Origin of the sequence: Bradyrhizobium sp. Rc2d (genome assembly GCF_900099855.1) — a bacterium.
GTDB lineage: Bacteria > Pseudomonadota > Alphaproteobacteria > Rhizobiales > Xanthobacteraceae > Bradyrhizobium.
Genome location: NZ_FNCU01000001.1, coordinates 738,944 through 763,893, shown reverse-complemented (window position 1 = coordinate 763,893; position 24,950 = coordinate 738,944). Strand labels below are relative to the sequence as shown.

The following is a 24,950-nucleotide window of genomic DNA, read 5'->3' as shown; positions in this document are numbered from 1 at the left end:
TCTCGAAAACCTATGTTCACGGTGGCACGTCAGCGTCGTGCCGCCGGCAGGCCGAGAATAATTGCCGGACGTATGGACGCGACGAGGATCATCTCCATGATGGACATTCTGATGCTGGCGCTGGGCTTTGCCTTCTTCGCGCTCGCGGTCGGCTACACCTACGCCTGCGAGCGGCTTTGAGGGAGCGGGCCATGATCTTCGATTATGCGCTCGCCGGTGCCGTCTCATTCGGCCTCCTGATGTATCTCACCTACGCGCTACTGCGGCCCGAACGGTTCTGAGCGGGCGCCGCTCAAACGCGAATTCCACAAAGGCTCTCTCCATGACTGTGATCGGTTGGCTCCAGATCATTCTGTTTTGCGCCATTATCGTTGCACTGACCAAGCCGCTCGGCTGGCACATGACGCGCGTGTTCAACGGCGAGCGGACGTTCCTGTCGCCGGTGTTGCGTCCGATCGAGGTCGGAATCTACTGGGTATCGGGCGTCGACGAGAAGCGCGAGCAGCACTGGCTGACCTACACGGTCGCCATGTTGCTGTTCCATGTCGGTGGCTTCCTCATCATCTACGGCGTGATGCGGCTTCAGGCCGTGCTGCCCTTCAATCCGGCCGGGCAGGGCGCTGTCGCCGAGGATCTCTCCTTCAACACCGCGGTCTCCTTCATCACCAACACCAACTGGCAGAACTACGGCGGCGAGAGCACGCTGTCCTATCTCGTGCAGATGCTCGGCCTGACGCACCAGAACTTCCTGTCGGCCGCGACCGGGATCGCGCTGGCGATGGCCCTGATCCGCGGCTTCTCGCGTGCCTCGATGCGCACGGTCGGCAATTTCTGGGTCGACGTCGTCAGGTGTACGCTCTACGTGCTGCTGCCGATCTGCGTCGTCTATGCGCTGTTCCTGCTCTGGCAGGGCATGCCGCAGACGCTCGGGCCGTATATCGAGGCGACGACGCTCGAAGGCGCCAAGCAGACCATCGCGGTCGGGCCGGTCGCCTCGCAGGTCGCGATCAAGATGCTCGGCACCAATGGCGGCGGTTTCTTCAACGCCAATGCCGCGCACCCCTTCGAGAACCCGACGGCGCTGTCGAACTTCGTGCAGATGCTCTCGATCTTCGCGCTCGGCGCCGCGCTCACCAACGTGTTCGGCCGCATGGTCGGCAACCAGCGCCAGGGCTGGGCGATCCTCTCCGTGATGGGCGTGCTGTTCCTGGCCGGCGTCGCCATCACCTATTGGGCGGAGGCAAACGGCACCTCGACGCTCCATGCGCTGGGTCTGACCGGCGGCAACATGGAAGGCAAGGAGGTCCGCTTCGGCATCGTGGCGTCCTCGCTGTTCGCGGTCGTCACCACCGCCGCCTCGTGCGGCGCGGTCAATGCGATGCATGACAGTTTTACCGCCCTCGGCGGCATGATCCCGCTGATCAACATCGAGCTCGGCGAAATCATCGTCGGTGGCGTCGGCGCCGGCATGTACGGCATGCTGCTGTTCGTCATTCTCGCGATCTTCGTCGCAGGACTCATGGTCGGTCGCACACCGGAGTATGTCGGCAAGAAGATCGAGGCGCGCGAGGTCAAGATGGCGATGCTGGCCATCCTGGTGCTGCCGCTGATGATCCTCGGCTGGACCGCCGTCGGCGTGGTCTATCCGGCGGCCGTCGCCTCCATGGCGAATGCCGGACCGCACGGCTTCACCGAAGTGCTCTACGCCTTCACATCGGCGGCCGGCAACAACGGCTCGGCTTTCGCCGGGCTCACCGGCAACACCTTCTTCTACAACCTGACGCTGGCAAGCGCGATGTTCGTCGGCCGCTTCTTCATGATCGTCCCGGCCATGGCGATTGCGGGATCGCTTGCGGAGAAGAAGTCGATCCCGCCGTCCATGGGCACGTTCCCGACCACCGGCGCCCTGTTCGTCGGCCTCGTCGTCGGCGTCATCCTGATCATGGGTGGCCTGACCTTCTTCCCGGCGCTCGCGCTCGGCCCGATCGTCGAACATCTGGCGATGAACGCCGGCAACCTGTTCTGATTGTTGGAGTGACCTCCATGGAGACGATGAAACTGCAAAAACGTGCGCCGATGTCGGCAATGCTCGATCCCAGAATCGTGATGCCCGCGATCCGCGCCTCCTTCACCAAGCTCGATCCGCGGCTGATGGTGAGGAACCCTGTCATGTTCGTGGTCGAGGTCGTGGCTGCGCTCACCACGGTGATCTTCCTGCGTGACATCGTCACCGGTGGTGCCAGCCTCGGCTTCACCTTCCAGATCATCGTCTGGCTCTGGTTCACGGTGCTGTTCGCCAATTTCGCCGAGGCGGTGGCCGAAGGCCGCGGCAAGGCGCAGGCCGAATCGCTGCGCAAGACCCGCACCGAAAGCCAGGCTAAGCTCCTGATCGGTGCCGAGCAGCCCTTCAAGCTCGTGCCTGGCACGAGCCTCAAGGTCGGCGACATCGTGCTGGTCGAGGCCGGTGACACCATCCCTTCCGACGGAGAGGTGATCGAGGGCGTCGCCTCGGTCAACGAGGCCGCCATCACCGGCGAGTCCGCGCCCGTGATCCGCGAATCCGGCGGCGACCGCTCTGCGGTCACCGGTGGCACACAGGTGCTGTCGGACTGGATCCGCGTCCGCATCACCGCAGCCCAGGGCTCGACTTTCATCGATCGCATGATCAAGCTGGTCGAGGGCGCCGAGCGGCAGAAGACCCCGAACGAGATCGCGCTCAACATCCTGCTCGCCGGTCTCACCATCATCTTCGTGTTCGCCACCGTCACCATCCCGAGCTATGCGGCCTATGCCGGCGGCTCGATCTCGGTGATCGTGCTGGTCGCCCTGTTCGTGACGCTGATCCCGACCACGATCGGCGCGCTGTTGTCGGCGATCGGCATTGCCGGCATGGACCGCCTGGTGCGCTTCAACGTGCTGGCGATGTCCGGCCGCGCCGTCGAGGCCGCCGGCGACGTCGACACGCTGCTGCTGGACAAGACCGGCACCATCACGCTCGGCAACCGGCAGGCGACGGCCTTCCGTCCTGTGCGCGGCGTCACCGAGCAGGAGCTGGCGGACGCGGCCCAACTCGCCTCGCTCGCCGATGAGACACCGGAGGGCCGCTCTATCGTCGTGCTGGCGAAGGAGAAATACGGCATCCGTGGCCGCGACATGGCCGAGCTTGGCGCCACTTTCATCCCGTTCACGGCACAGACCCGCATGAGCGGCGTCGATGCCGGCGGCTCGTCGGTGCGCAAGGGCGCGGTCGATGCCATGCTGAATTATGTCGGCGGCGGCGCACCGCTGGTCATTGCCTCCGGCAACGCGGCGCGGGCAATCCAGCCGGCCGCGCTGTCGGATCTCGGTCGCGAGATCCAGACCATTGCCGACGAGATCGCCAAAGCCGGCGGCACGCCGCTGGCGGTCGCCAGGGACGGCAAGCTGCTCGGCGTCATCCAGCTCAAGGACATCGTCAAGGGCGGCATCCGCGAGCGCTTTGCCGAGCTTCGACGCATGGGTATCCGCACCATCATGATCACCGGCGACAATCCGATGACGGCGGCTGCGATCGCGGCGGAGGCCGGCGTCGACGACTTCCTGGCGCAGGCAACCCCGGAGGATAAGCTCAAGCTGATCCGCGACGAGCAGGCCAAAGGCAAGCTGGTCGCGATGTGCGGCGACGGCACCAACGACGCGCCGGCGCTCGCGCAGGCCGACGTCGGCGTCGCCATGAACACCGGCACTCAGGCCGCCCGCGAGGCCGGTAACATGGTCGACCTCGATTCCAACCCCACCAAGCTGATCGAGGTGGTCGAGATCGGCAAGCAGCTCTTGATGACGCGCGGTGCGCTGACCACGTTCTCGATCGCCAACGACGTCGCCAAGTATTTTGCGATCATCCCGGCGATGTTCCTGGCGTTCTACCCCCAACTCAGCGTGCTCAACGTCATGAACCTGTCGAGTCCGCAGAGCGCCATCCTGTCGGCGATCATCTTCAACGCGCTCATCATCATCGCGCTGATCCCGCTGGCGCTGAAGGGCGTTGCCTACCGCGCCGTCGGCGCCGGCGCGCTGCTCCAACGCAACCTCTTGATCTACGGCCTCGGCGGCATCGTCATTCCCTTTATCGGCATCAAGGCGATCGACCTCGTCGTCACCGCCTTGCATTTGGCATAGCCCCGTCATTGCGAGGAGCCCTTGCGACGAAGCAATCCAGGCTGCCTCCATGGAAAGACTCTGGATTGCTTCGCTTCGCTCGCAATGACGGAAGAAATAGGAGACTAACATGCTCAGAGAAATTCGCCCCGCCATCGTGCTGTTGCTGGCGCTCACCGCCATCACGGGCCTTGCCTATCCGCTCGCAATGACTGCCATCGCCGGCACGTTGTTTCCCGTGCAGGCGCAGGGCAGCCTGATCGAGAAGGACGGCAAGGTCATCGGCTCCGCCCTGATCGGGCAGGAGTTCAAGGAGGACAAATACTTTCACGGCCGCCCTTCGGCGACGGTTGCACCGGACCCCAATGATTCAACCAAAACGGTTCCGGCGCCCTACAACGCCGCCAATTCGGGCGGCTCCAATCTCGGCCCGACCAGCAAGGCGCTGGCCGACCGGCTGAAGGAAGATGTGGATAAGCTGAAGGCGGAGAATCCGAATGCGGCCGTGCCGGTCGACCTGGTCACGACGTCGGCCAGCGGCCTCGACCCTGATATCTCGCCGGAGGCGGCGCAATTCCAGGTGCCGCGCGTGGCGAAGGCGCGGAAGATGCCGGAGGATCAAGTCGAGCAACTCGTGGCTGCCAACACCGAAGGCCGTTTGCTAGGCCTGATCGGCGAGCCCCGCGTCAACGTGCTGGCGCTGAATCTCGCGCTCGACCGCGCCGCGAAGTAGTCTAGGCTCGGCACGCGGGGGTGATTATATTGGCCTGATGGTTCAACAGCGCCGTGATCCCGAACAACGTCCGTCGCCCGAGGCGCTGCTGGAAGCAGCGCGGCGGGAGGAGAGCGCGAGCGGCAGGCTGAAGATCTTCGTCGGCGCCGCCCCCGGCGTCGGCAAGACCTACGAGATGCTGCAAAGCGCTCACGCCAAGCGCAAGGCGGGTATCGACGTCGTGGTCGGCTTCGTCGAGACCCACGGCCGCGCTGAGACCGAGGTGCTGGTGCGCGGGCTAGAGGTGGTCCCGCGCAAGCGGCTCGATTACCGCGGCCAGGTCGTCGAGGAGATGGACCTCGACGCCGTAATTGCGCGCCGGCCGCAGATTGCGCTGGTCGACGAGCTCGCCCACACCAACGCGGCGGGCAGCCGCCACCCCAAGCGCTATCTCGACGTCGAGGAGCTGCTCTCCCACGGCATCGACGTCTATACCGCCGTCAACATCCAGCACATCGAGAGCCTGAACGACGTCGTCGCCCAGATCACCCATGTGCGGGTGCGCGAGACCGTGCCGGATTCGGTGTTCGATCGGGCCGATGCGATCGAACTGATCGACCTCACGCCAGATGATCTGATCCAGCGGCTGAAGGAGGGCAAGGTCTATGTGCCCAGGCAGGCCGAGCGGGCGCTGGAGCATTATTTCTCGCCGGGCAACCTGACCGCGTTGCGCGAGCTCGCGCTGCGGCGCACGGCCGAGCGGGTCGACGAGCAACTGCTCACCCATATGCAGGCGAACGCCATCGCCGGTCCCTGGGCAGCGGGCGAACGCATCCTCGTCTGCGTCAGCGAGGATCCGCGCGCGGCTGGCCTCGTGCGCTATACCAAGCGGCTGGCCGACCGGCTCCATGCCCCGTTCACCGCGCTCTCGATCGAGACCCGGCGATCCCTGCAATTGTCCGACGATGAGCGCGACCGGCTGGCCGATACGCTGCGGCTTGCCGAATCGCTCGGCGGCGAGGCGCTGACGATTCCCGCCGTCGGCCGCCGCATCGCCGACGACGTCGTCAACTTCGCACAAGGCAACAACGTCACCCAGATCGTGATCGGCAAGTCGACGCGTTCGCGCTGGTTCGAGATGACGCGCGGCTCAGTCGTGCATGACCTGGTGCGCCGCGCCGGCAACATCACGGTCCATGTCATCGCCGGTGACGAGCTGCCCGGCGAGGCCGTGCCCAAGACCGCGGTGCAGACCGCTGCTCGCTCGGAGCCGTTCAACCCGCGGCCCTATCTGAAGGCGCTCGGCATCGTGCTGATCGGCCTCGGCGCCGCCGAGCTGATCCAGCCCTATTTCGGCCTCGAGAACGTCGATCTCGTGCTGCTGACCTCGGTCGTCGCGGTTGCCGTCCGCTATGGCTTGTGGCCGTCCCTGATGGCAACAGTGGCGGCGTCGCTTTGCTACAACTTCTTCTTCATTCCGCCGATCTACACCTTCACGATCACCGACCCGACCAACGTTGCCGCCTTCGTGCTGTTCATGGTGGTGGCGATGATCGTCTCCAATGTCGCGGCGCGCGTGCGCATCCAGGCCGACACCGCGATCGGCCGGATCCGGATGACCGAGCAGCTCCATGCCTTCAGCCGCAAGCTCGCCGGCACCGCCACGCTCGACGACGTCTTGTGGGCGACCGCCTACCAGATCGCGCTGATGCTGAAGGTCCGCGTCGTGTTGCTGCTGCCGGAAGAGGGCCTGCTCACGGTGAAATCCGGCTATCCGCCGGAGGATGAGCTCGATCAGGCCGACCTCGCCGCCGCCAACTGGGCCTGGAGCAACGACCGCCCCGCAGGCCGCGGCTCGGACACGCTGCCGGGTGCGAAACGGCTGTTCCTGCCGATGCGCACCGGGCGCGGGCCAATCGGCGTCATCGGCATCGACAACGACCGCACCGGCCCGTTATTGACCCCGGACCAGCGCCGCCTGCTCGACGCGCTGGTCGACCAGGGCGCACTCGCGATCGAGCGCGTGCTGCTGGTCGAGGACATGGACCGCGTCAAGCGCACCGTCGAATCCGAGCGGCTGCGCTCGGCGCTCCTGACCTCGATCTCGCACGATTTGAAGACGCCGCTGGCCTCGGTGCTCGGCGCGGCCTCCACCATGCGCGATCTCGCCGGCGCGCTCTCGGACACCGAGAAGCGCGACCTGCTCGCGACCGTGATCGACGAATCCGAACGGCTCAACCGCTTCATCGCCAATCTGCTCGACATGACCAAGCTGGAATCCGGCGCCATCGTGCCCAACACGGCGCTGCACGATCTCGGCGAGATCGTCGGTAGCGCGCTGCGGCGGGCGGCCAAGATCCTCGCTGCCCACAAGGTCGAGCTTGTGTTGGCGGCCGATCTGCCGATGCTCGAGCTCGATGCCGTGCTGTTCGAGCAAGTGCTGTTCAACCTGCTCGACAACGCCGCGAAATATTCGCCGGCCGACACCACGATTGCGATCCGCAGTCAGCGCGAGCGGGATCACGTCGTTCTCCAGATCGCCGATGAGGGCGGCGGCATCCCACCCGACGAGCTCGAGAGCGTGTTCGACAAGTTCTATCGCGTGCAGAAGGGTGACCATGTCCGGCCCGGCACCGGGCTCGGCCTTGCCATCTCCCGCGGTTTCGTCGAGGCGATGCAGGGCACGATCTCGGCCGCCAACCGCAGCGACCGGAGCGGCGCGATCCTCACCATCCGTCTGCCCGTCCCAGTGCAGACCCACGCATTGGATACCGCTGCATGAGTGCTGCCCCGATCAAGGTCCTGGTCATCGATGACGAGCCGCCGATCCGTAAACTGCTGCGGATGGGGCTGTCGACGCAGGGCTATGAGATCCTGGAGGCGTCGAACGGCAAGACCGCGCTGGACAAGCTTGCCGAGGAGCCAGCGCTGATTATCCTCGATCTCGGCCTGCCCGACATCCAGGGCCACGAGCTGCTGCGCTCCATCCGCGCCCGCAACGAGGGCGTGCCGATCGTGGTGCTGTCGAGCCGCGGCGATGAGGCCGGCAAGGTGCAGGCGCTCGACCTTGGCGCGGACGATTACCTGACCAAGCCGTTCGGCATGGACGAGCTGCTGGCCCGCTTGCGTGCCGCACTCCGCCACCAGCTTCAGGTCAAAGGCGAGCGCCCTGTGTTCCGCACCGGCGATCTCTCCGTCGATCTCGTGCGCCGCATCGTCAAGGTCGGCGAGCGCGAGGTGAAGCTGTCGCCGAAGGAATACGATCTTCTTCGCGTGCTGGTGCAGCACGCCGGCAAGGTGCTCACCCACCGCTTCCTGCTCAAGGAGCTCTGGGACGAGCTGACGGATGCGCAATATCTGCGCGTCTATGTCCGTCAGCTCCGCCAGAAGATCGAAGCCGACCCGGAACGGCCGCAATATGTGCTGACGGAGACGGGAATCGGGTACAGGCTGAAGGCGGGGGATTAGGTCCTTCCCCTGGTCACGACTGAGTTGTCGCGCGAGCCTGTATCCACATCGTCATTGCAAGCGCAGCGAGCAATCCAGGGTTCCTCCGCGGGAAGATTCTGGATTGCTTCGCTGCGCTCGCAATGACGGAGTGAATCAGCCCGCCTTCCTGTGCCGCGCCGGCGAACGGTGCGCCTTCCTGGCGGCTCGGTGCCGCCCCTGCGCACGCCGCGCATGGGACTTCGCCGCAGTCTTTTTCCCTCTTCCGCGTCCCTTCAGGCTCTGCTTCAGCGCATCCATGAGGCTGACGACGTTGCTCGGCCGTTCTTCGGGCTCCGGCAGCTCGATCTTCTTGCCGCTGGCCTTGCGCTTCACCAGCGCCTTCAGCGCGTTCTCGTACTCGTCCTTGAATTCGCTAGGATCGAAATGCGCGGCCTTGGAGTGCAGGATGTGGCCGGCGAGCTCGACCATGTCCTTGGTGATCTTCGGGCTCTTGATGTCCTCGAAGAACTGATCCTCGTCCCGCAGCTCGTAAGGATAGCGCAGCGTGGTGCCGAGCAGGCCCTTGCCGAGCGGCTCGATCGCCATCACGTGCTCGCGGTTGGTGAGCACGATTTTTGCGAGTGCCACGCGGTCCTGATCTTTCATGGCGTCGCGGATCACCGCGAAGGCGTCGACCGCGGTTTTGCCATCGGGGGCGATGTAATAGGGGTGGTTGAGGTAGCGCTGGTCGATTTCCTCGCTCGGCACGAAGCTCTCGATGTCGATGGTGTGGTTGCTCTCGATCTGGACCGCCTCGAGCTCCTCCGGTTCGACCTCGACATATTTGCCCTTGCTCAGCTCGTAGCCGCGCCCCTTCTGGTCGCTCTCGACGACGTCGCCGGTCTCGGAATCGATCATCTGCTGCTTGAGCCGGTTCCCGGTCTCGCGGTTGATGAGATGAAACCGAGTCTTCTCCGCGGCGGTCGCAGCCGGATAGAGCATGACCGGACAGCTGACCAGCGAGAGCTTCAACGTTCCCTTCCAATAGGCACGCGGGGCCATTCCATTCTCCAGCGTTTTCAAGGCGTTTTGGAACCCCAACCCTTCCGTGGGGTTTTGGTTCCGGGTGGGACTTTGGCCGTGATAGGCTTGAATGCCGAAAGAGAAGCGGGACCAGTCGTGCTGCAAAAACTCTCCACTTACCGACAGAAGCGTGATTTCGAAAAGACGCCCGAGCCATCAGGCAAGACCGCTGTCGCGCCCTCGAAGCAGCGGCGCTTCGTGATCCAGAAGCATGATGCCAGTCGGCTGCATTACGACTTCCGGCTCGAGTTGGACGGTGTCTTCAAGTCCTGGGCGGTGACGAAGGGGCCCTCGCTCGATCCGCACGACAAGCGGCTGGCGGTCGAGGTCGAGGACCATCCGCTCGACTATGGTGATTTCGAAGGTACGATTCCAGAAGGGCAGTACGGCGGCGGCACCGTGATGCTGTGGGATCGAGGCACTTGGGAATCGGAAGATCCGGAAGCCGGCTTCAAGAAGGGCGATCTCAAATTCACCCTGCATGGCGACAAGCTGCACGGAAGCTGGGTGCTGGTGCGCATGCGCAACCGCGGCGGCGAAAAGCGGACCAACTGGCTGCTGATCAAGCACCGCGACGAACATGTCCGCGAAGGCGCCGACAACGACATCCTCGACCAGGACAAGTCCGTCGCCTCCGGCCGCGCGATGGAGCAGATCGCCGAGGGCAAGGGCCGCGCGCCCAAACCCTTCATGCTGGCCAAGGGTCTTAGGGGTCCCAAGGGCAAGGCCGATGCAGTCTGGCAGTCCAACCGCGCCGAGGAGGCGAAAGGGCGCACGGTGAAGCCGGCGCCGCGCACGGCGTTGAAGGCCGGAAGGACAAGGAAGAAGGCGACGACAGCAGCAAACGCGAAGAAAGTTTCAGAGATACCGGATTTCGTGGCGCCGCAGCTCTGTACGCTGGTCGAGCGGCCGCCGGCCGACCAGGGCTGGTGCCACGAGATCAAGTTCGACGGCTATCGCGTCCAGCTCCGGGTCGAGGACGGCGAGGCGACGCTCAAGACGCGCAAGGGTCTCGACTGGACCGGCAAGTTCGCCTCCATTGCCAAGGATGCGGGCGCGCTGCCGGATGTAATGATCGACGGCGAGATCGTCGCGCTCGATCACAACGGCGCGCCGAACTTCTCCTCGCTTCAGGCTGCGTTGTCCGATGGCAAGACCGACGAGCTGATCTTCTTTGCCTTCGACCTCCTGTTCGCGGAGAATCAGGATTACCGTCGACTGCCGCTCGGCGAACGCAAGGCCCGGCTGAAGGAGCTCCTGGAATCGCGCAAGCGGAAGTCGAGCCAGATCCGGTATGTCGAACATTTCGAGAGCGGGGGCGATGCCGTGCTGCAATCGGCGTGCAAGCTCGAGCTCGAGGGGGTGGTGTCGAAGAAGCTGGATGCCCCGTATCGTTCCGGCCGCACCGAGAGCTGGGTCAAGTCGAAATGCCGCGCCGGCCACGAGGTGGTGATCGGCGGCTACAAGACCACGAACGGCAAGTTCCGCTCACTGATGGCCGGCGTGCAGCGCGGCGATCATCTCGCCTTCGTCGGCATCGTCGGCACCGGCTTTGGCGCGGACAAGATCAAGCGCATCATGCCGTCACTGAAGGCCATGGAGGCGAAGGAAAGCCCCTTCGGCGGCAAGAATGCGCCGAAGAAGACCCGCGACGTGCACTGGCTGAAGCCGGAGCTTGTCGCCGAGATCGAGTTCGCCGGCTTCACCGCCGACGGCAATGTCCGCCAAGCGGCTTTCAAAGGCCTGCGGCAGGACAAGCCGGCCGAGGAGGTCGAGGCCGAGACGCCAGTCGACACCGAGCTCGCCAAACCCTCGGCCAAAGGAGTGAAGCGCGCAAAAGCGAAGCCAGGCGCGCGATCGGCCCCCAGCGGCAGCAATGCCGAGGTCATGGGTGTCGTCATCTCCAAGCCGGACAAGGAGCTCTGGCCCGATGTCGGCGATGGTGGTGCCATCACCAAGCTGGACCTTGCCCGCTATCTCGAAGCCGTCGGCGAATGGATGATCGTGCACCTGAAGGGCCGGCCTTGCTCGCTGATCCGCGCTCCTGACGGCATCAAGGGTGAATGCTTCTTCCAGCGCCATGCCATGCAGGGGACGTCGAACCTTCTGGAGCTCGCAAGGGTCTCCGGCGACCGCAAGCCGTACCTGCAGATCGATCGGATCGAAGGGCTCGCCGCGGTGGCGCAGGTCGGCGGCGTCGAGCTGCATCCCTGGAATTGCGCGCCTTATGCCTATGACACGCCGGGCCGGCTGGTGTTCGATCTCGACCCTGCGCCTGACGTCGACTTCGCCGACGTCATCGAGGCGGCCAAGGAGATGCGGCAGCGGCTCGCCGATATCGGCATGGACAGCTTCTGCAAGACCACTGGCGGCAAGGGCATCCATGTGGTGGTGCCGCTGCTCCACGGCGCGCGCGACAAGGTGAGCTGGAAGGAGGCCAAGGCGTTTGCGCAAGGCGTCTGCCAGTGGATGGCCAATGACGATCCCGAACGCTATCTGCTCAACATGTCCAAGAAATTGCGAAAGGGAAAGATCTTCCTGGACTATTTGCGCAACGACCGTATGTCGACGGCGATAGCCCCGCTGTCGCCGCGTGCGCGCGCCGGTGCCACGGTGTCGATGCCGCTGACTTGGGCGCAGGTGAAGAGCGATCTCGATCCGAAGCGTTATACGATGCGCACCGTGCCGGGCCTGCTGGCGCGATCGAAAGCGTGGGAGGGTTATGATGATGCCGCCGCGTCGATCAAGGCGGCCATGAAGAAGCTGGCGTCGAAGGTGAAGTAGGGTGGGTTAGCCGAAGGCGTAACCCACCAATTTCGTTCAATATTCGCAGAAGCGTGGTGGGTTACGCTTCGCTAACCCACCCTACAAGCGTGCCTATATCCGTCCCATCAGGAGCAGGATTAGCAGGATGACGATGACGAGTCCGAGGCCGCCGCCGCCGTAATAGCCGGTGCCGTAAAACGGCCCGCCGCCGATGCCGCTGAAGCCGCCGAGCAGGGCGATGACCAAGATGATCAGAATGATCGTGCCGATAGACATGCGAGTCTCCTCCAGCCCTTTCTTGAAAGGGTCGTTGCACCTGTCCCGTCGTGCGGGGGCAACTTGCCGCAGGTTTTAAAGTTCCGCCTTCGCAAATGGGCCCCAACTCAACATGCATGGAACTTTTGCCATTTCATGCGGCATGATCAGGTGAGGGGCAGTCAGCAGGGCCACGGCCATGTCAGAACCGCTCGTCGTTTCAATTCCGCATCGTCTCGGCCGCGATGAGGCGGTGCGCCGGCTCAAGACGGGGCTTGGCCGCGCCGCAGCAAGCATTCCCGTGTTGCAAGTCGAAGAGGAGCGCTGGAGCGGCGACAGCATGAATTTCCGCATCCGCGCGCTCGGGCAGATCGCGACCGGCCAGGTCGACGTCACCGAAGATCACGTCCGGGTCGAGGTGGTGCTGCCCTGGCTGTTGCAGCGCTTTGCCGAGATGGCCCAGGCCGCGATCAGGAAGCGCGGACAGTTGCTGCTGACCAAGGACGGCGGCAAGTAGCCTCAGGCGCGCACGCGCTGCCGCATCGGCTTCGCTGCACTGGCGGTGCGCGCCTCGATGATTGTCGCGGGAAGATCGCGCAGAGCCTGCGCAAGCGGCAGTTCGTTGCTCGCAAGATCCGTCGCGGCATAGCCGGTGATGTCGACGGTGGCACCCAAGCCCTCCAGCGCGGGCCATTCCCGGCCCGCTTGCGTGAACGGCGCGAAGTGACGCCCGACCACGACGATCGCGGCCGCGCGGCCATGGCGGCGGGCGAAGGCGATGACGTGGTCAGCATGCCCGCCGCTTACCTCGAGCGGCTGATAGTCGCCCCGGACGAAGATGTCGGGAAGCCGGTTGCGCAGCTCGAGAAGATGACGCGTCCAGGCCAGCTTGAGCTGGCCGTCCGGCCAGGCCTTGATCAGGCCACGCCAATCCGGCTTGTCCAGTGAGCTCAGGGCCGCACGGCGGGCGACAAAGTCCACGGGACGACGGTTGTCGGGGTCGACCAGGGACAGGTCCCAGAATTCGGTGCCTTGGTAGAAGTCCGGCACGCCCGGCAGTGTTGCCTTGAGCGTGAGCTGACCCAGGGAGTTCAACATGCCGAGCAGTGCGACGCGGCGGGCCAGGGTCTGCAGCGCGTCCAGGAATTCTGCGGACTGAGCGGGATCGAGGATCTTGCCGATGAAGCTCTTGACGCCGTTTTCATACGCTTCATGCGGATTGAGCCAGCTCGTCTCCTCCTTGCCTTCACGCGCGGCCTTGAGGGCATAGGCCTGGATGCGCTCGATGAAGCTGGCATCCGGTCCCTGGAGCGGCCAGGCCCCCAGCAGGGCCTGGTAGAGCATGTACTCGAAGGTCGCCGACGGCGCGCGGAAACTGCCGTGGTGTGTGAGATGCGGCGCGTTCAACACCTTCCAGCGCGCCACCGCGCTGGTCCATTCGCCGGGAATCTCGCTGAGCGCAGCAATACGCGCGCGGGCATCCTCGCCGCGCTTGGTATCGTGGGTGGCCGTCGCGGTCATGCCGTGCGGCCATTCCTTGGCGCGGGCCTGCATCACCTGATGAAAGGCAGGAAGGGTAAGGCCGATGCTCGCGGGGTCGCCGCCGACCTCGTTCAGCGCGAGCAGCCGGTGGAATTGATAGAACGCGGTGTCCTCCAGCGACTTCGCCATCATAGGTCCGGTGAATTGCTGCACCTTCAGCGCGAAGCGGCGCACGCGCGGGGCGCTGTGCGGGGGACGGCCGGGCTTGAGCAGGTCCATGGTCAGGGCGTCGCGCAGGAAGTCGAAGATGCCGTCATCTGCGGCGAACCATTCTGCGCGCGCCCGCGCGATGGTCTCCTCGATCAGCTTGCGATCGTGCGCGGTCGGCGCGCTCGTCGTGAGGTAGGTGCGGTAGACCGGGAAATGCAGCACATAGAGTTCGAGCGCCTGGCGTAGGCTGTCGGCGGAGAAATCGCGCGTCGAGTAATGCCCGTTGGCGATGCGCGCCAAAAGCCGCGTCAGCACGGTGAACTCGCTGGTCAGCAGTGTCTCCAGCACCCGCCGCTTGGCGTCCTTGACGTAAGGCGCAAGCCGGGGCGGCCGGTTGCTGATCTGCCGCCAGGTCTCGTCCAGCGCCGCCAGCCCCTTGCCGTCGACCAGGACCTGGGTGATGACGTTCATCCATTCATAGCCGGTGGTGCCCTGGACGCCGGCGAAGTGCGGCAGGCGTTCGTGCTCGCACAGGATCTTCTCGATCAGGGTATAAAAGGGCTTCGTCGTACCCTGCGCGTCGCGGACCAGCCGGCGCAGTCGCTGGCAATATTGCGCGGGATCGCGCAGGCCGTCGATGTGATCGAGGCGGATGCCTTGCAATCTGCCGTCAGCGATGAGTTGCTTGACCAGCCGGTGCGTGGCGGCAAACGTGCCGGGATCCTCGACGCGCAAGCCCGCAAGCCCGTTGACGTCGAAGAAGCGGCGATAGTTGATGTCACTGGAGGCGAGCCGCCAGTGACCGAGCTTGTAGTGTTGACGCTCGAGCAGATGATGCAGCGCCAGCGTGTGCGCGGGACGGTCTTTGGCGGCGCGATAGGCGGCAAGACCTCGCGCGATGATGTCGGCAGCACCCGCAATGCCCTTGAGTTCTGCCTTAAAGGCGGGAGCTTCCTTGCGGTTGGGACGGCGCAGTCCGGTGTAGCGCGCCGCGAGCGCGAGCAGGCGCTTGCCGGGCTCCGTTTCTGCCGCGTCCGCTTCCTTAACGATCATCCGCAGCACTTCGCCATAGCGCTCCGGCGCGACAGGTAGGCGATGCTCGAAATACCAGGCGGAAAGACTTCCCTCATCCGGATCGTAGCGCAGCTCGATCTCGCCCCGCTCCAGCGCCTCGCCATAGGACACGCCGAGAATCGGCAGCAGCACGCCGCCGCGGGCGCGGAAGGCAAGTTGATCCCAGTCGATGTCGAAGGAGACCGCATGCGGTGAAGCCTGGCCCCACTCCAGCACGTCGAGCCACCAGGGATTGTCGGCGAAATGCACGCCGACATGATTGGGCACGAAGTCGATGATGAGGCCGAGATCGTGCTGCTGAAGCGTCTCGCTCAGCCGTGCGAAGCCGGCCTCGCCGCCGAGTTCGGGACTGAGCTGGCTATGATCGACGGTGTCGTAGCCGTGGGTCGAGCCCTTGCGCGCCTTCATCACCGGCGAGGCGTAGAGATGCGTGATCCCCAGCGCCTTGAGATAGGGTACGACCGCGGCGGCCTTGTCGAAATCGAAATCCGCGGTGAGCTGGAGCCGGTAGGTCGCGAGCGGAATGGCGGGAGGCATGCTAACCTCCGAGATGCCAAACCGCCGACCAGGGCGGAAGCCGCTCGCCGGCCTCGCCGCCCCAGATCGGCGTGCCCGCATTGCTGTTGGAATACGCGACATCCTTGTCCGAGAGATTCGCGGTCAGGTGGAGCGTCGCGCCGTCCCCCATGCGCCAATGTGCAGTGAGCAAGCCGGTATCTGCTGCCTCGGCATCGCCGAACCTCGCTCCTTTCAGCCGCGGCATGATCTCCTTGCGCCGGAGCGCGAGCAGCTCGCGCACCAGCGCAAGCCGCGCGTCCTGCTCGGGCGTGCGGCCGTTCCAGTCGAGCACGGCCAATTGCAGCGTTGCCGGATCGAGCGGATCAGGCACCTCGTCGCCGTATTTCTCATAGGCCCAGGCATATTCCTGCTTGCGCCCCTTGCGCACGGCATCGGCCAATCCGTCGTGGAAGTCGCAGAAGAATGGGAAGGGCACCGTGGAGCCCCATTCCTCGCCCTGAAACAGCATCGGCACCATCGGCGCGAGCAGGGTGACCGCGAGCGCGGCCTCGATCTGTTTTGGCGATGCCAGGCTCTCGAGCCGGTCGCCGAGCGGGCGGTTGCCGATCTGGTCGTGGTTCTGGAGAAAGTTGACGAAGGTCGCCGGCGGCAGCTCGCCGCTCGGCTCGCCGCGCGGCTTCTTGCCCCAGAATTCCGAGATCTCGCCCTGGTAGACGAAGCCGGAGGCGAGCGCGCGCGCAAGATCCATGCGCGGCGTCTGGTAGTCCGCGTAGTAGCCGGCGAGCTCGCCGGTCAGCATCACGTGCCAGACGTGGTGATAGTCGTCGTTCCACTGTCCACGATATTTGCCGTTCGGCGGCTCCTGCGCGGCATCGAGCAGGCTCGCGCGGTTGTCACCGTTCTCGAGCACCAGATGGATGTGCCGTCCCGTGGCTTTGGCGAGCTCGCCGGCAGCGACGCTGAGGTCTTGCAGCATGGACTGCTCGCCGGGCACGGCCATGATGTGGTTGGCGGCATCCAGCCGCAGGCCATCGAAACGATAGTCGCCGAGCCAGGACAGCGCGTTCTCAACCGCGAACGCGCGCACCTGCGGCACGCGATAGTCGATTGTGCTGCCCCAGGGCGTGTGCGCGTCGGTAAAGAAGGTCGGCGCATAGCGGCCGAGGTAATTCCCCTTGGGGCCGAAGTGATTGTAGACGACGTCGAGGAACACCATGAGCCCGCGCAAATGCGCCTCGTCGATCAGCGTCTTCAGGTCTTCAGGGCGGCCATAGGCGCTGTCGGGCGCATACCACAGCACGCCGTCATAGCCCCAGCCGCGGCGGCCGGCGAAATCGGCCAGCGGCATCAATTCCAGTGCGGTGATGCCGCTCGCCGTGAGATGATCGAGCTTGTCGATCATGGCGCGGTAGGTGCCCTCTGGCGTGAAGGTGCCGACATGGGTCTCGATCAGCACCGTCTCTTCCCAGGGACGGCCGCGCCAATCGCGCGCGCGCCACACAAAGGCGTCGTGATCGATCACCTCGCTCGGGCCGAACACATCTTCGGGCTGGAATGCCGAGGCCGGATCGGGCACGTCGATCTCGTCGTCGATCCGGAATTTGTAATTGCTACCGGCGCGCAGGCCGGCAATGTCGGTCACGTACCAGCCATCCTGCCGGCGCTGCATCGCGTGCCTTCTGTCGAGCAGGAGATCGACGCGACGCGCGCCGGGCGCCCACAGCCGGAACGACGCGCCATCCTTGGTCGGCCTCGCCCCGAAGGATGGCCTCATAGCGCCCCCGCGAAGGCGAGCACGGATCGCGGCGGCGCCTTGCTGTCGCTTCCGGGCAGGAAGTCGATCGAGTTCAGCCTGGCCTCGGTCGTGTTGAGGATCTGCTGCCAGCTCTTGTATTCGGTCATTTTGGGCAATTTGAATGCGATCTCTTCGGGAGCGGCGTTCAGAACGATAAAGATCGCGGCGCTGCCCGGTTCCATCGGCCCCATCACATAGGAGAGAAACCGCCCTTCCGGGAATTTCCAGTCGTTCTCCGTCATCTCGTCCCCGGCGGGCGTCAGCCACAGCGCGCCGTAGGAGATGCCGTCCTTGGTGCGGCCGTCGAGCCAGCGATGGCTGCGGAGTTGCGAGAACCGGCGGCGGATGTCGGCGAGATGGGCGACGAAATCGACCATGTCGTCGCCCTCCTTGCCGAGATTGTCCCAGCCGACCCAGCCGACCTCGTTGTCCTGGCAATAGGCGTTGTTGTTGCCGGATTGAGAATTGCCGACCTCGTCGCCGGCGAGGATCAGCGGAACGCCTTGCGCCAGTATCAGGCAGGCCAGCACGTTCTTGCGAAGCTGCCGGCGCAGGCTGAGGATTTGGGGATCGTCGGTCGGGCCCTCGACGCCGCAATTGTTGCTGTGGTTGTCGTTGGAGCCGTCGCGATTGTCCTCGCCGTTGGCCTCGTTGTGCTTCTCGTTGTAGCTGAAGAGGTCGGCGAGCGTGAAGCCGTCATGCACGGTGATGTGGTTGATGCCGGCGCGCGGCCGCCTCCCGTCATGGTTGAACAGGTCTGATGACGCCGTCATGCGGCTTGAGATGTCGCCGATCAGGCTGCCTTCGCCGCTCCAGTAGCGGCGCATGGCGCTGCGATAGCGATCGTTCCACTCCGACCATTGCGAGGGGAAGGCGCCGACCTGATAGCCGCCAAGCCCGAGATCCCACGGTTCGGCGACGAGCTTGACGGTCGCCAGCACCGGATCCTGCCGAACCGCGGTCAGGAACGAGATGCCGCGATCAAAGCCGTTCGGGCCGCGCGCCAGCGTGGTGGCGAGGTCGAAACGGAAGCCGTCGACATGGCAGACCTCGACCCAGTAGCGAAGCGAATCCATCACCATCTGGAGCACGCGCGGATGGGTGAGATTCACCGACGAGCCGCAGCCGGTGAAGTCGTCATAATAGCGCGGGTTCTCGCGGTTCAGCCAGTAATAGGAGGCGTTGTCGATGCCGCGATAGCACAGCGTCGGGCCGAGATGATTGCCCTCGGCGGTGTGGTTGTAGACGACGTCCAGCATCACCTCGATGCCGGCATCGTGCAGCCGCGCGACCGTGGTGCGGAAGGAATCCAGCGCGTTGTCCTGGGCGTAGCGCGGCTCGGGCGCGAAGAAGGACAGCGTGTTGTAGCCCCAGTAATTGGCGAGCTTCTTCTCCACCAGGATGCGGTCGTCGACGAAGCTGTGGATCGGGAGAAGCTCGATCGTGGTGACGCCAAGCCTCTTCAGATGCTCGATCATCGCCGGCGATGACAGGCCACCATAGGTGCCGCGAAGGTTCGGCGGCACGTCGTCGCGCTTCTGCGTCAGGCCCTTGACGTGGGCCTCGTAGATGATGGTGTCTTCCCAGGGGATGTTGGGACGGATCTCGCGCCGGCCCCAGTTGAAGGTCTCGTCGACGACGACGGCCTTCGGCATGCCGCGCGCATTGTCGCGCCGGTCGAACGACAGATCCTCGCGCGGCGAGCCGGTGCGGTAGGCGAAATGCGCATCGCTCCAGACCAGCCGTCCGGCCAGCCGCTTGGCATAGGGGTCGAGCAGCAGCTTGTTGGCGTTGAAGCGGTGGCCGTGCTCGGGCTCGTAGGGGCCGTGCACACGATAGCCATAGAGCTGGCCGGGCGAGACGTCGTTGAGATAGCCATGCCAGACGTCTTCGGTCCTCTCCGGCAACTCGATGCGTTCGAGCTCGCGGCGGCCTTGCGTGTCGAACAGGCAGAGCTCGACCTTCTGTGCGTTGGCGGAGAACAGCGCGAAATTGGTGCCGCGTCCGTCCCAGCTTGCGCCGAGGCGTGCGGGCGATCCAGCAGTCAAGCGCATGTGTCAACTTTCTGGAACGAGGAAGATCGCGGCAAGTGGCGGAATGGTGAGGCGGAGCTCGCCGCCCTCGGCATGGACTTCGCCGATGTTGCCGACGTTGCTGCCGCCATAGTGGGCGGAATCCGAGTTGAGCACTTCCTTCCACTTGCCGCCAAAGGGCACGCGAACGCGATAGTTCTGGTAGACGTTCGGCGAGAAGTTGACGATCACCAGGCACCGCGCTTGCTCGTCGAAGCCCCTGCGCAGCCAGGCGAACACGTTGCGGTTGGCGTCGTCGGTGACCAGCCATTCGAAGCCGGCCTGGTCGCAATCCATCTGGTGCAGCGCCGGCACGGCGCGATAGAGCCGGTTGAGGTCGCGGATCAGCGCCTGGATGCCGGAATGGTACTTGTATTCGAGCAGGTGCCAGTCGAGCGATTGGTCATGGTTCCATTCGCGGCTCTGCGCGATCTCCGCGCCCATGAACAACAGCTTCTTGCCGGGATGGCCGAACATGAAGCTGTAATAGGCGCGCAAGTTCGCGAAGCGCTGCCACTCGTCGCCGGGCATGCGGCCGAGGATCGAGCGTTTGCCGTGCACGACCTCGTCATGCGACAGCGGCAGGATGAAGTTTTCCGAGAACGCGTAGTGCAGGCCGAACAGGATCTCGCCGTGGTGGTGCTTGCGGTAGATCGGATCCTTACTGATGTAGCTCAGCGTGTCGTGCATCCAGCCCATGTTCCACTTGTAGCCGAAGCCGAGCCCGCCGAATTCGACCGGGCGTGAGACCTGAGGCCAGGCGGTGGACTCCTCGGCCGCCGTGGTCGCCTGCGGGAAGCGGGCGAAGACTTCCGTGTTGAAACGGCGCAGGAAGTTGATCGCCTCGATGTTCTCCCGCCCGCCATACTGGTTCGGAATCCACGCGCCGGGTGGCCGGCTGTAATCGAGATAGAGCATCGATGCCACGGCATCGACGCGCAGGCCGTCGATCGCGTAGCGCTCCAGCCAGAACAGCGCGTTCGACACCAGGAAGTTCGTCACTTCGGTGCGGCCGTAATTGTAGATCAGCGTGCCCCAGTCGAGGTGGCGCCCCTGGAGCGGGTTGGCGTGCTCGTAGAGCGAGGTACCGTCGAAATGACCTAGCCCGTGCGGATCGTCCGGGAAGTGGCCGGGCACCCAGTCGAGCAGCACGCCGACGCCTTCGCGGTGGCAGGCATCGACGAGAACGGCAAAATCCTCAGGGCTCCCGAAGCGGCTGGTCGGGGCATAGAGGCCGGTCGGCTGGTAACCCCAGGAGCCGTCGAACGGATGCTCGCTCACCGGGAGAAATTCGAGATGGGTGAAACCCATGTCGCGGGCATAGGCCGGCAACTGCTCGGCAAGCTCGCGATAAGTCAGCCATTCGTTGCCGTTCTTGCGCCGCCACGAGCCGAGATGGACCTCGTAGATCGACATCGGCGCCGACAGCGCATTGATGCCGTCGGGCGCCGTCCGCGGCCGCGGCAGGCGCGCCTCGTCGAACACGATCGACGCTGACTTGGGCCGCACCTCGCTCGCAAAGGCCAGCGGATCGGATTTCAACGGAAGCATATGGCCATGCGGGCCGATGACTTCGAACTTGTAGTGATCGCCAATCTTCGCATGCGGGATGAACAGTTCCCAATAGCCGCTGCCGCGTACCCGCATGGGATGGCGTCGCCCGTCCCACAAATTGAAATCGCCGACCACGGACACGCGCCGCGCATTCGGCGCCAGCACCACGAAGCCGATACCGTCGACACCTTCGTGCCGCATCGGATGGGCGCCGAGCTTGTCGTAGAGGCGCTGGTGGGTGCCTTCGCCGAGCAGATAAAGGTCGAAATCGGTCAGGATCGGCGGAAAGCGGTAGGCGTCCTCGAACTCGACGACGTTGCCGCCGAATTTCGCGCGCAGCTGGTAATGCTTCGAGCCGTTGGGCAGGGCCCCGATGAACAGGCCGGAATCGTGCACGCGGTCGAGCGGGGCGACTTCGCCATGCTCGCCGACCGCCTCGACATTGGAGGCTTCGGGGAGAAAGGCGCGCACCACGCTTCTACCGCCCTCGGGATGCAGCCCGAGATAGTGGAAGGGATCGGAGTGGCGGCCTTCGATGATCGCGTAGGCCTCAGCAGGCAGTTTAGGCATGGGCTTCGCTCTCGGCACTGGACAGAATGCGAAGCAGTCCGGTCAGCGGCGCATTGAGCCCCTCAGGCCGGTGGGACAGCTCGTACTCTACTTCGTTGAACGCTTGATCAAGCAGGAAGAAGTTTATCAGGCCTTCCGCGGATTGCGGATCTTGCGGCCAAATCCGCCGATCGGTCATGGTTTCGCGATAGGCGGACAAGAAGGTTGCGGTAGCGCGCTCGCGCCATTCGTCGAGCGCGGCCGCGAGCCGGCCCTGCTCGTCGGAAGCGCCCGTCAGCGCGCGACTGAGAGCCGCGTTGACTGAAACATCAATCGAGTGGATCATGCCCGCGACGTCGCGCGCGGCCGGCGCCTTGCGCCGCTTGTCGGCCAATGGCACACGCGGATCGCCGTCGAAGTCGATGATGAAGATATCGTCCTTCACGATCAGAGTTTGTCCGAGACGGAAGTCGCCATGATGACGGATGTTCAACCCGCCGATCCCGGAAGGCAATAGCGCATTCAGGCGGTCGGGCAGGGTCGCGCGGGCCTCCGTGAGCTGATCGATCAGCGGCCGATCCGCCTCCCGCAGGCCGTCGCGGCTGTCGGCCAGCCGTTCGAAGACCCGCTCGGCGCGCGCCTTGAGGTCGGAGACGAGGCGCGTGATGTACGAGGAGCCGATCGGCTCCGGAGCGAGTTCGTCCGGCTTTGCCGCGGCCAGCGCGACATGCAGCTCGCCGAGCCGCCGGCCGATCTGCGCGATGAAGTGCAGATAAGGCGCCTGCTCCTGGGTTTCGCGGAGCGTTTCGCCCGCCGGCAATACGCGCTGCTCGTCGATATAGCGATCGAGATAGCCCGTTGTCACAGTCCAGCCGTCGCCCTGGTTCTCGACATAGGCATGCAGCACGCCGAGCGCGCTGCGCTGCTCGCCCTCGACCAGCTCGACGCTACCCAGCAGCGCCGGCGTGTTGGCAAAGCGGGCGATCTCGGTGAGATAGTGGCCGATCTCGATCTCGGGACTGATGCCGCTTTCGAGCCGACGATAGATCTTGGCGACGTATTGATTGTCGATCAGCGCGGTGCTGTTCGACTGCTCGATCGCGCGGATGCGTTCGGGCTCCTTGATGATGTAGTCGGCAAACCGGCTGGTCGCCTTGAATTCCAGCCGCAAATTGTTCTCTTCCACTGCCAGGTTCTGCGACAAATTGCGCAGGAACAGGCCGATGAAGATCTGCTCGGTCGCGACATCGAGCAGCGTGCCTTCGCGCGCGCCCTGACGCACTGCGGCGAGCGCCTTCGGGTTGAAGCGTTCGCGATCGAAGCGCACCCACTCGATCTGCAACGGCAGCACGTAGCGTGTCGTCTCGTTCCCCTGCTTGGTCTCGAAGAACGCGATCCAGGGCCGGTTGTCGCCGATGTCGCAGAACGGCGCCGCCGAGGTCAGCGTGGTCTTGATGTGCTTGGCATTGTGCTCGGGATACCATCGCGTCCGCGACAGGAATCCCGGCAGCACGTCGCGCTCGAACACGCCGCGCTCGCGGGCGAGCGACACCCAATTCGAGTTCACCGGCACCACCAGCGTCTCGAACTCCGGCACCGCGCGCGGCGTCACCGGCTCGGACTTGTCGCGCTCCTGAAGCTGGAACCAGTAGAAGCCGTAGGGCCCCAGCGTGATCATGTAGGGCAGTTCGCCGATCGCGGGGAAGCGCGTGCGGCCGAGCATTTCCTGCGGGATGCGGTCCTTCCAGGGCGACAGATCTAGCTCGGTCGCCTGCGCGGCGCGCGACAAATTGGCGACGCAGAGGATCACCTCGTCGCGGTACTGCCGCACATAAGCCAGTACGGCCCGGTTGGCCGGGCGGATGAAGGTCATGGTGCCGCGGCCGAAGGCGAGCGTCGACTTGCGCACCGAGATCAGCCGCTTGGTGGCGCTGAGCAGCGAGGACAGGCTGCGCGACTGCGCCTCCACGTTCACCGACTCGTAGCCGTAGACCGGATCCATGATCAGCGGCGCGTAGAGGCGGGCCGGGTCGCAGCGTGAGAAGCCGCCGTTGCGGTCCGGGCTCCACTGCATCGGCGTGCGCACGCCGTTGCGGTCGCCGAGATAGATGTTGTCGCCCATGCCAATCTCGTCGCCGTAGTAGACGATCGGCGTGCCGGGGAAGGACAGCAGCAGCGAGTTCATCAGCTCGATCTTGCGGCGGTCATTGTCCATCAGCGGCGCAAGGCGCCGGCGGATGCCGACATTGATGCGCGCGCGCGGGTCGTTGGCGTAGGTGGTCCAGAGATAGTCGCGCTCGACGTCGGTGACCATCTCCAGCGTCAATTCGTCATGATTGCGTAGGAACAGCGCCCATTGGCAGCTCGCCGGGATGTCCGGGGTCTGGCGCAGGATGTCGGTGATCGGGAAACGGTCCTCCTGCGCGATCGCCATGTAGATCCGCGGCATCAGTGGGAAATGATAGGCCATGTGGCACTCGTCGCCACGGCCGAAATATTCTTGCACGTCCTCCGGCCATTGATTGGCCTCGGCCAGCAGCAGCTTGCCCTTGGAGTAGGCGTCGAGCTCCTGGCGCAGGCGCTTGATGATCGCATGCGTCTCGGGCAGGTTCTCGTTCGAGGTGCCTTCGCGCTCGCACAGATAGGGAATGGCATCCAACCGGAAGCCGTCGACACCGGCATCGAGCCAGCGCTTCATCACCTGGATGAGTGCGCTGACGACGCGCGGATTGTCGAAATTCAGATCCGGCTGGTGCGAGAAGAAGCGGTGCCAGTAGAAGGCGCCGGCCTCGGGGTCCCAGGTCCAGTTCGACTTCTCCGTGTCGGTGAAGATGATGCGCGTGCCCTGGTATTTCTGATCGGTGTCGCTCCAGACATACCAGTTGCGGGCGCTCGAGCCCGGATGGCTGCGGCGCGCGCGCTTGAACCACTTGTGCTGGTCCGAGGTGTGATTGACGACCAGCTCGGTGATGACGCGCAGGCCCCGCTTCTGCGCCTCCTGGATGAAGCGCTTGAAATCCTTCATCGTCCCGAAATCGGGATTGACCGCGCCGTAATCGGCGATGTCGTAACCGTCGTCGCGGCCGGGCGAGGGATAGAACGGCAGCAGCCACAGCGCGGTGACGCCGAGCTCCTGGAGATAGGGCAGCTTCTCGGTCAGCCCGGCGAAGTCGCCGATCCCGTCATTGTTGCTGTCGGCAAACGCCTTGACGTGGAGCTGGTAGATGATGGCGTCCTTGTACCAGAGCTCGTCCACGATCTCGGCAGCCTCGGCTTTCTTGGTGTCGACGGAAGACAGAACATTCATGACGTG

General features: G+C 64.6%; 15 protein-coding genes. 8 read left to right on the top strand and 7 right to left on the bottom strand.

What is annotated here, in order from left to right:
• The first annotated feature begins 191 nt into the window (after positions 1–191).
• The 6 genes from BLV07_RS03510 (at position 192) to BLV07_RS03485 (ending at position 8,317) form a co-directional block, all read left to right on the top strand.
• Complete coding sequence (locus BLV07_RS03510; protein WP_091879689.1) at positions 192–281, top strand: K(+)-transporting ATPase subunit F; 90 nt, start codon at positions 192–194, stop codon at positions 279–281.
• A 41-nt stretch (positions 282–322) separates the two neighbouring features.
• The gene (gene kdpA / locus BLV07_RS03505) at positions 323–2,026 is read left to right on the top strand and encodes a potassium-transporting ATPase subunit KdpA (RefSeq protein WP_091879686.1); all 1,704 of its coding nucleotides are present in this window, start codon (positions 323–325) and stop codon (positions 2,024–2,026) included.
• Between the two features lie 17 nt (positions 2,027–2,043).
• On the top strand, positions 2,044–4,158 hold the full coding sequence (gene kdpB / locus BLV07_RS03500; RefSeq protein WP_091879683.1) for a potassium-transporting ATPase subunit KdpB: 2,115 nt from the start codon (positions 2,044–2,046) through the stop codon (positions 4,156–4,158).
• A gap of 109 nt (positions 4,159–4,267) precedes the next feature.
• The gene (locus tag BLV07_RS03495; RefSeq protein WP_091879679.1) at positions 4,268–4,870 is read left to right on the top strand and encodes a K(+)-transporting ATPase subunit C; all 603 of its coding nucleotides are present in this window, start codon (positions 4,268–4,270) and stop codon (positions 4,868–4,870) included.
• A 37-nt stretch (positions 4,871–4,907) separates the two neighbouring features.
• Positions 4,908–7,631 (top strand): DUF4118 domain-containing protein, encoded by a 2,724-nt coding sequence (locus BLV07_RS03490; RefSeq protein WP_091879676.1) that lies wholly within the window; start codon positions 4,908–4,910, stop codon positions 7,629–7,631.
• Complete coding sequence (locus BLV07_RS03485; protein WP_091879673.1) at positions 7,628–8,317, top strand: response regulator; 690 nt, start codon at positions 7,628–7,630, stop codon at positions 8,315–8,317. Before BLV07_RS03490 ends, BLV07_RS03485 begins: the two co-directional genes overlap by 4 nt.
• Before the next feature lie 135 nt (positions 8,318–8,452).
• Here BLV07_RS03485 and ku read toward each other — a convergent pair whose 3' ends face one another.
• Positions 8,453–9,340, bottom strand: coding sequence for a non-homologous end joining protein Ku (gene ku / locus BLV07_RS03480; RefSeq protein WP_091879670.1), 888 nt, complete (start codon positions 9,338–9,340; stop codon positions 8,453–8,455).
• A 117-nt stretch (positions 9,341–9,457) separates the two neighbouring features.
• Here ku and ligD point away from each other — a divergent pair, with 117 nt between their 5' ends.
• The gene (gene ligD, locus BLV07_RS03475; protein WP_091880350.1) at positions 9,458–12,145 is read left to right on the top strand and encodes a DNA ligase D; all 2,688 of its coding nucleotides are present in this window, start codon (positions 9,458–9,460) and stop codon (positions 12,143–12,145) included.
• Between the two features lie 93 nt (positions 12,146–12,238).
• Here the strand turns inward: ligD and BLV07_RS03470 are convergent, their stop codons facing one another.
• Complete coding sequence (locus BLV07_RS03470; protein ID WP_018318514.1) at positions 12,239–12,403, bottom strand: DUF3309 family protein; 165 nt, start codon at positions 12,401–12,403, stop codon at positions 12,239–12,241.
• A gap of 178 nt (positions 12,404–12,581) precedes the next feature.
• On the opposite strand from BLV07_RS03470, the gene BLV07_RS03465 reads away from it, so the two are divergent.
• Positions 12,582–12,899: a polyhydroxyalkanoic acid system family protein gene (locus BLV07_RS03465; RefSeq protein WP_091879667.1), complete on the top strand. Its 318-nt coding sequence runs from the start codon at positions 12,582–12,584 to the stop codon at positions 12,897–12,899.
• Positions 12,900–12,901: 2 nt separating this feature from the next.
• Here BLV07_RS03465 and treY read toward each other — a convergent pair whose 3' ends face one another.
• Genes treY through treS form a run of 5 tightly spaced genes read right to left on the bottom strand, consistent with a single transcriptional unit; the run spans position 12,902 to position 24,944 of the window.
• Positions 12,902–15,685 carry a malto-oligosyltrehalose synthase gene (treY, locus tag BLV07_RS03460; protein ID WP_091879664.1) on the bottom strand — a complete coding sequence of 928 codons (2,784 nt, stop codon included), beginning with the start codon at positions 15,683–15,685 and terminating at the stop codon, positions 12,902–12,904.
• A 1-nt stretch (position 15,686) separates the two neighbouring features.
• A complete protein-coding gene (treZ, locus tag BLV07_RS03455) occupies positions 15,687–17,441 on the bottom strand; it encodes a malto-oligosyltrehalose trehalohydrolase (protein WP_091879661.1) in 1,755 nt (584 codons plus the stop codon).
• The gene (gene glgX, locus BLV07_RS03450; protein ID WP_091879658.1) at positions 17,438–19,516 is read right to left on the bottom strand and encodes a glycogen debranching protein GlgX; all 2,079 of its coding nucleotides are present in this window, start codon (positions 19,514–19,516) and stop codon (positions 17,438–17,440) included. Before glgX ends, treZ begins: the two co-directional genes overlap by 4 nt.
• Before the next feature lie 3 nt (positions 19,517–19,519).
• Positions 19,520–21,658 (bottom strand): 1,4-alpha-glucan branching protein GlgB, encoded by a 2,139-nt coding sequence (glgB, locus tag BLV07_RS03445; protein ID WP_176945314.1) that lies wholly within the window; start codon positions 21,656–21,658, stop codon positions 19,520–19,522.
• The gene (gene treS, locus BLV07_RS03440) at positions 21,651–24,944 is read right to left on the bottom strand and encodes a maltose alpha-D-glucosyltransferase (RefSeq protein ID WP_091879652.1); all 3,294 of its coding nucleotides are present in this window, start codon (positions 24,942–24,944) and stop codon (positions 21,651–21,653) included. The genes glgB and treS overlap by 8 nt, the downstream gene beginning before the upstream one ends.
• Positions 24,945–24,950 lie beyond the last annotated feature (6 nt).

Bases quoted from the DNA above. Each gene is read 5' to 3' on its own strand.
- BLV07_RS03510 (WP_091879689.1), top strand. From the start codon at position 192: ATGATCTTCGATTATGCGCTCGCCGGTGCCGTCTCATTCGGCCTCCTG.
- kdpA (WP_091879686.1), top strand. From the start codon at position 323: ATGACTGTGATCGGTTGGCTCCAGATCATTCTGTTTTGCGCCATTATC.
- kdpB (WP_091879683.1), top strand. From the start codon at position 2,044: ATGGAGACGATGAAACTGCAAAAACGTGCGCCGATGTCGGCAATGCTC.
- BLV07_RS03495 (WP_091879679.1), top strand. From the start codon at position 4,268: ATGCTCAGAGAAATTCGCCCCGCCATCGTGCTGTTGCTGGCGCTCACC.
- BLV07_RS03490 (WP_091879676.1), top strand. From the start codon at position 4,908: ATGGTTCAACAGCGCCGTGATCCCGAACAACGTCCGTCGCCCGAGGCG.
- BLV07_RS03485 (WP_091879673.1), top strand. From the start codon at position 7,628: ATGAGTGCTGCCCCGATCAAGGTCCTGGTCATCGATGACGAGCCGCCG.
- ku (WP_091879670.1), bottom strand. From the start codon at position 9,340: ATGGCCCCGCGTGCCTATTGGAAGGGAACGTTGAAGCTCTCGCTGGTC.
- BLV07_RS03470 (WP_018318514.1), bottom strand. From the start codon at position 12,403: ATGTCTATCGGCACGATCATTCTGATCATCTTGGTCATCGCCCTGCTC.
- BLV07_RS03465 (WP_091879667.1), top strand. From the start codon at position 12,582: ATGTCAGAACCGCTCGTCGTTTCAATTCCGCATCGTCTCGGCCGCGAT.
- treY (WP_091879664.1), bottom strand. From the start codon at position 15,685: ATGCCTCCCGCCATTCCGCTCGCGACCTACCGGCTCCAGCTCACCGCG.
- treZ (WP_091879661.1), bottom strand. From the start codon at position 17,441: ATGAGGCCATCCTTCGGGGCGAGGCCGACCAAGGATGGCGCGTCGTTC.
- glgX (WP_091879658.1), bottom strand. From the start codon at position 19,516: ATGCGCTTGACTGCTGGATCGCCCGCACGCCTCGGCGCAAGCTGGGAC.
- glgB (WP_176945314.1), bottom strand. From the start codon at position 21,658: ATGCCTAAACTGCCTGCTGAGGCCTACGCGATCATCGAAGGCCGCCAC.
- treS (WP_091879652.1), bottom strand. From the start codon at position 24,944: ATGAATGTTCTGTCTTCCGTCGACACCAAGAAAGCCGAGGCTGCCGAG.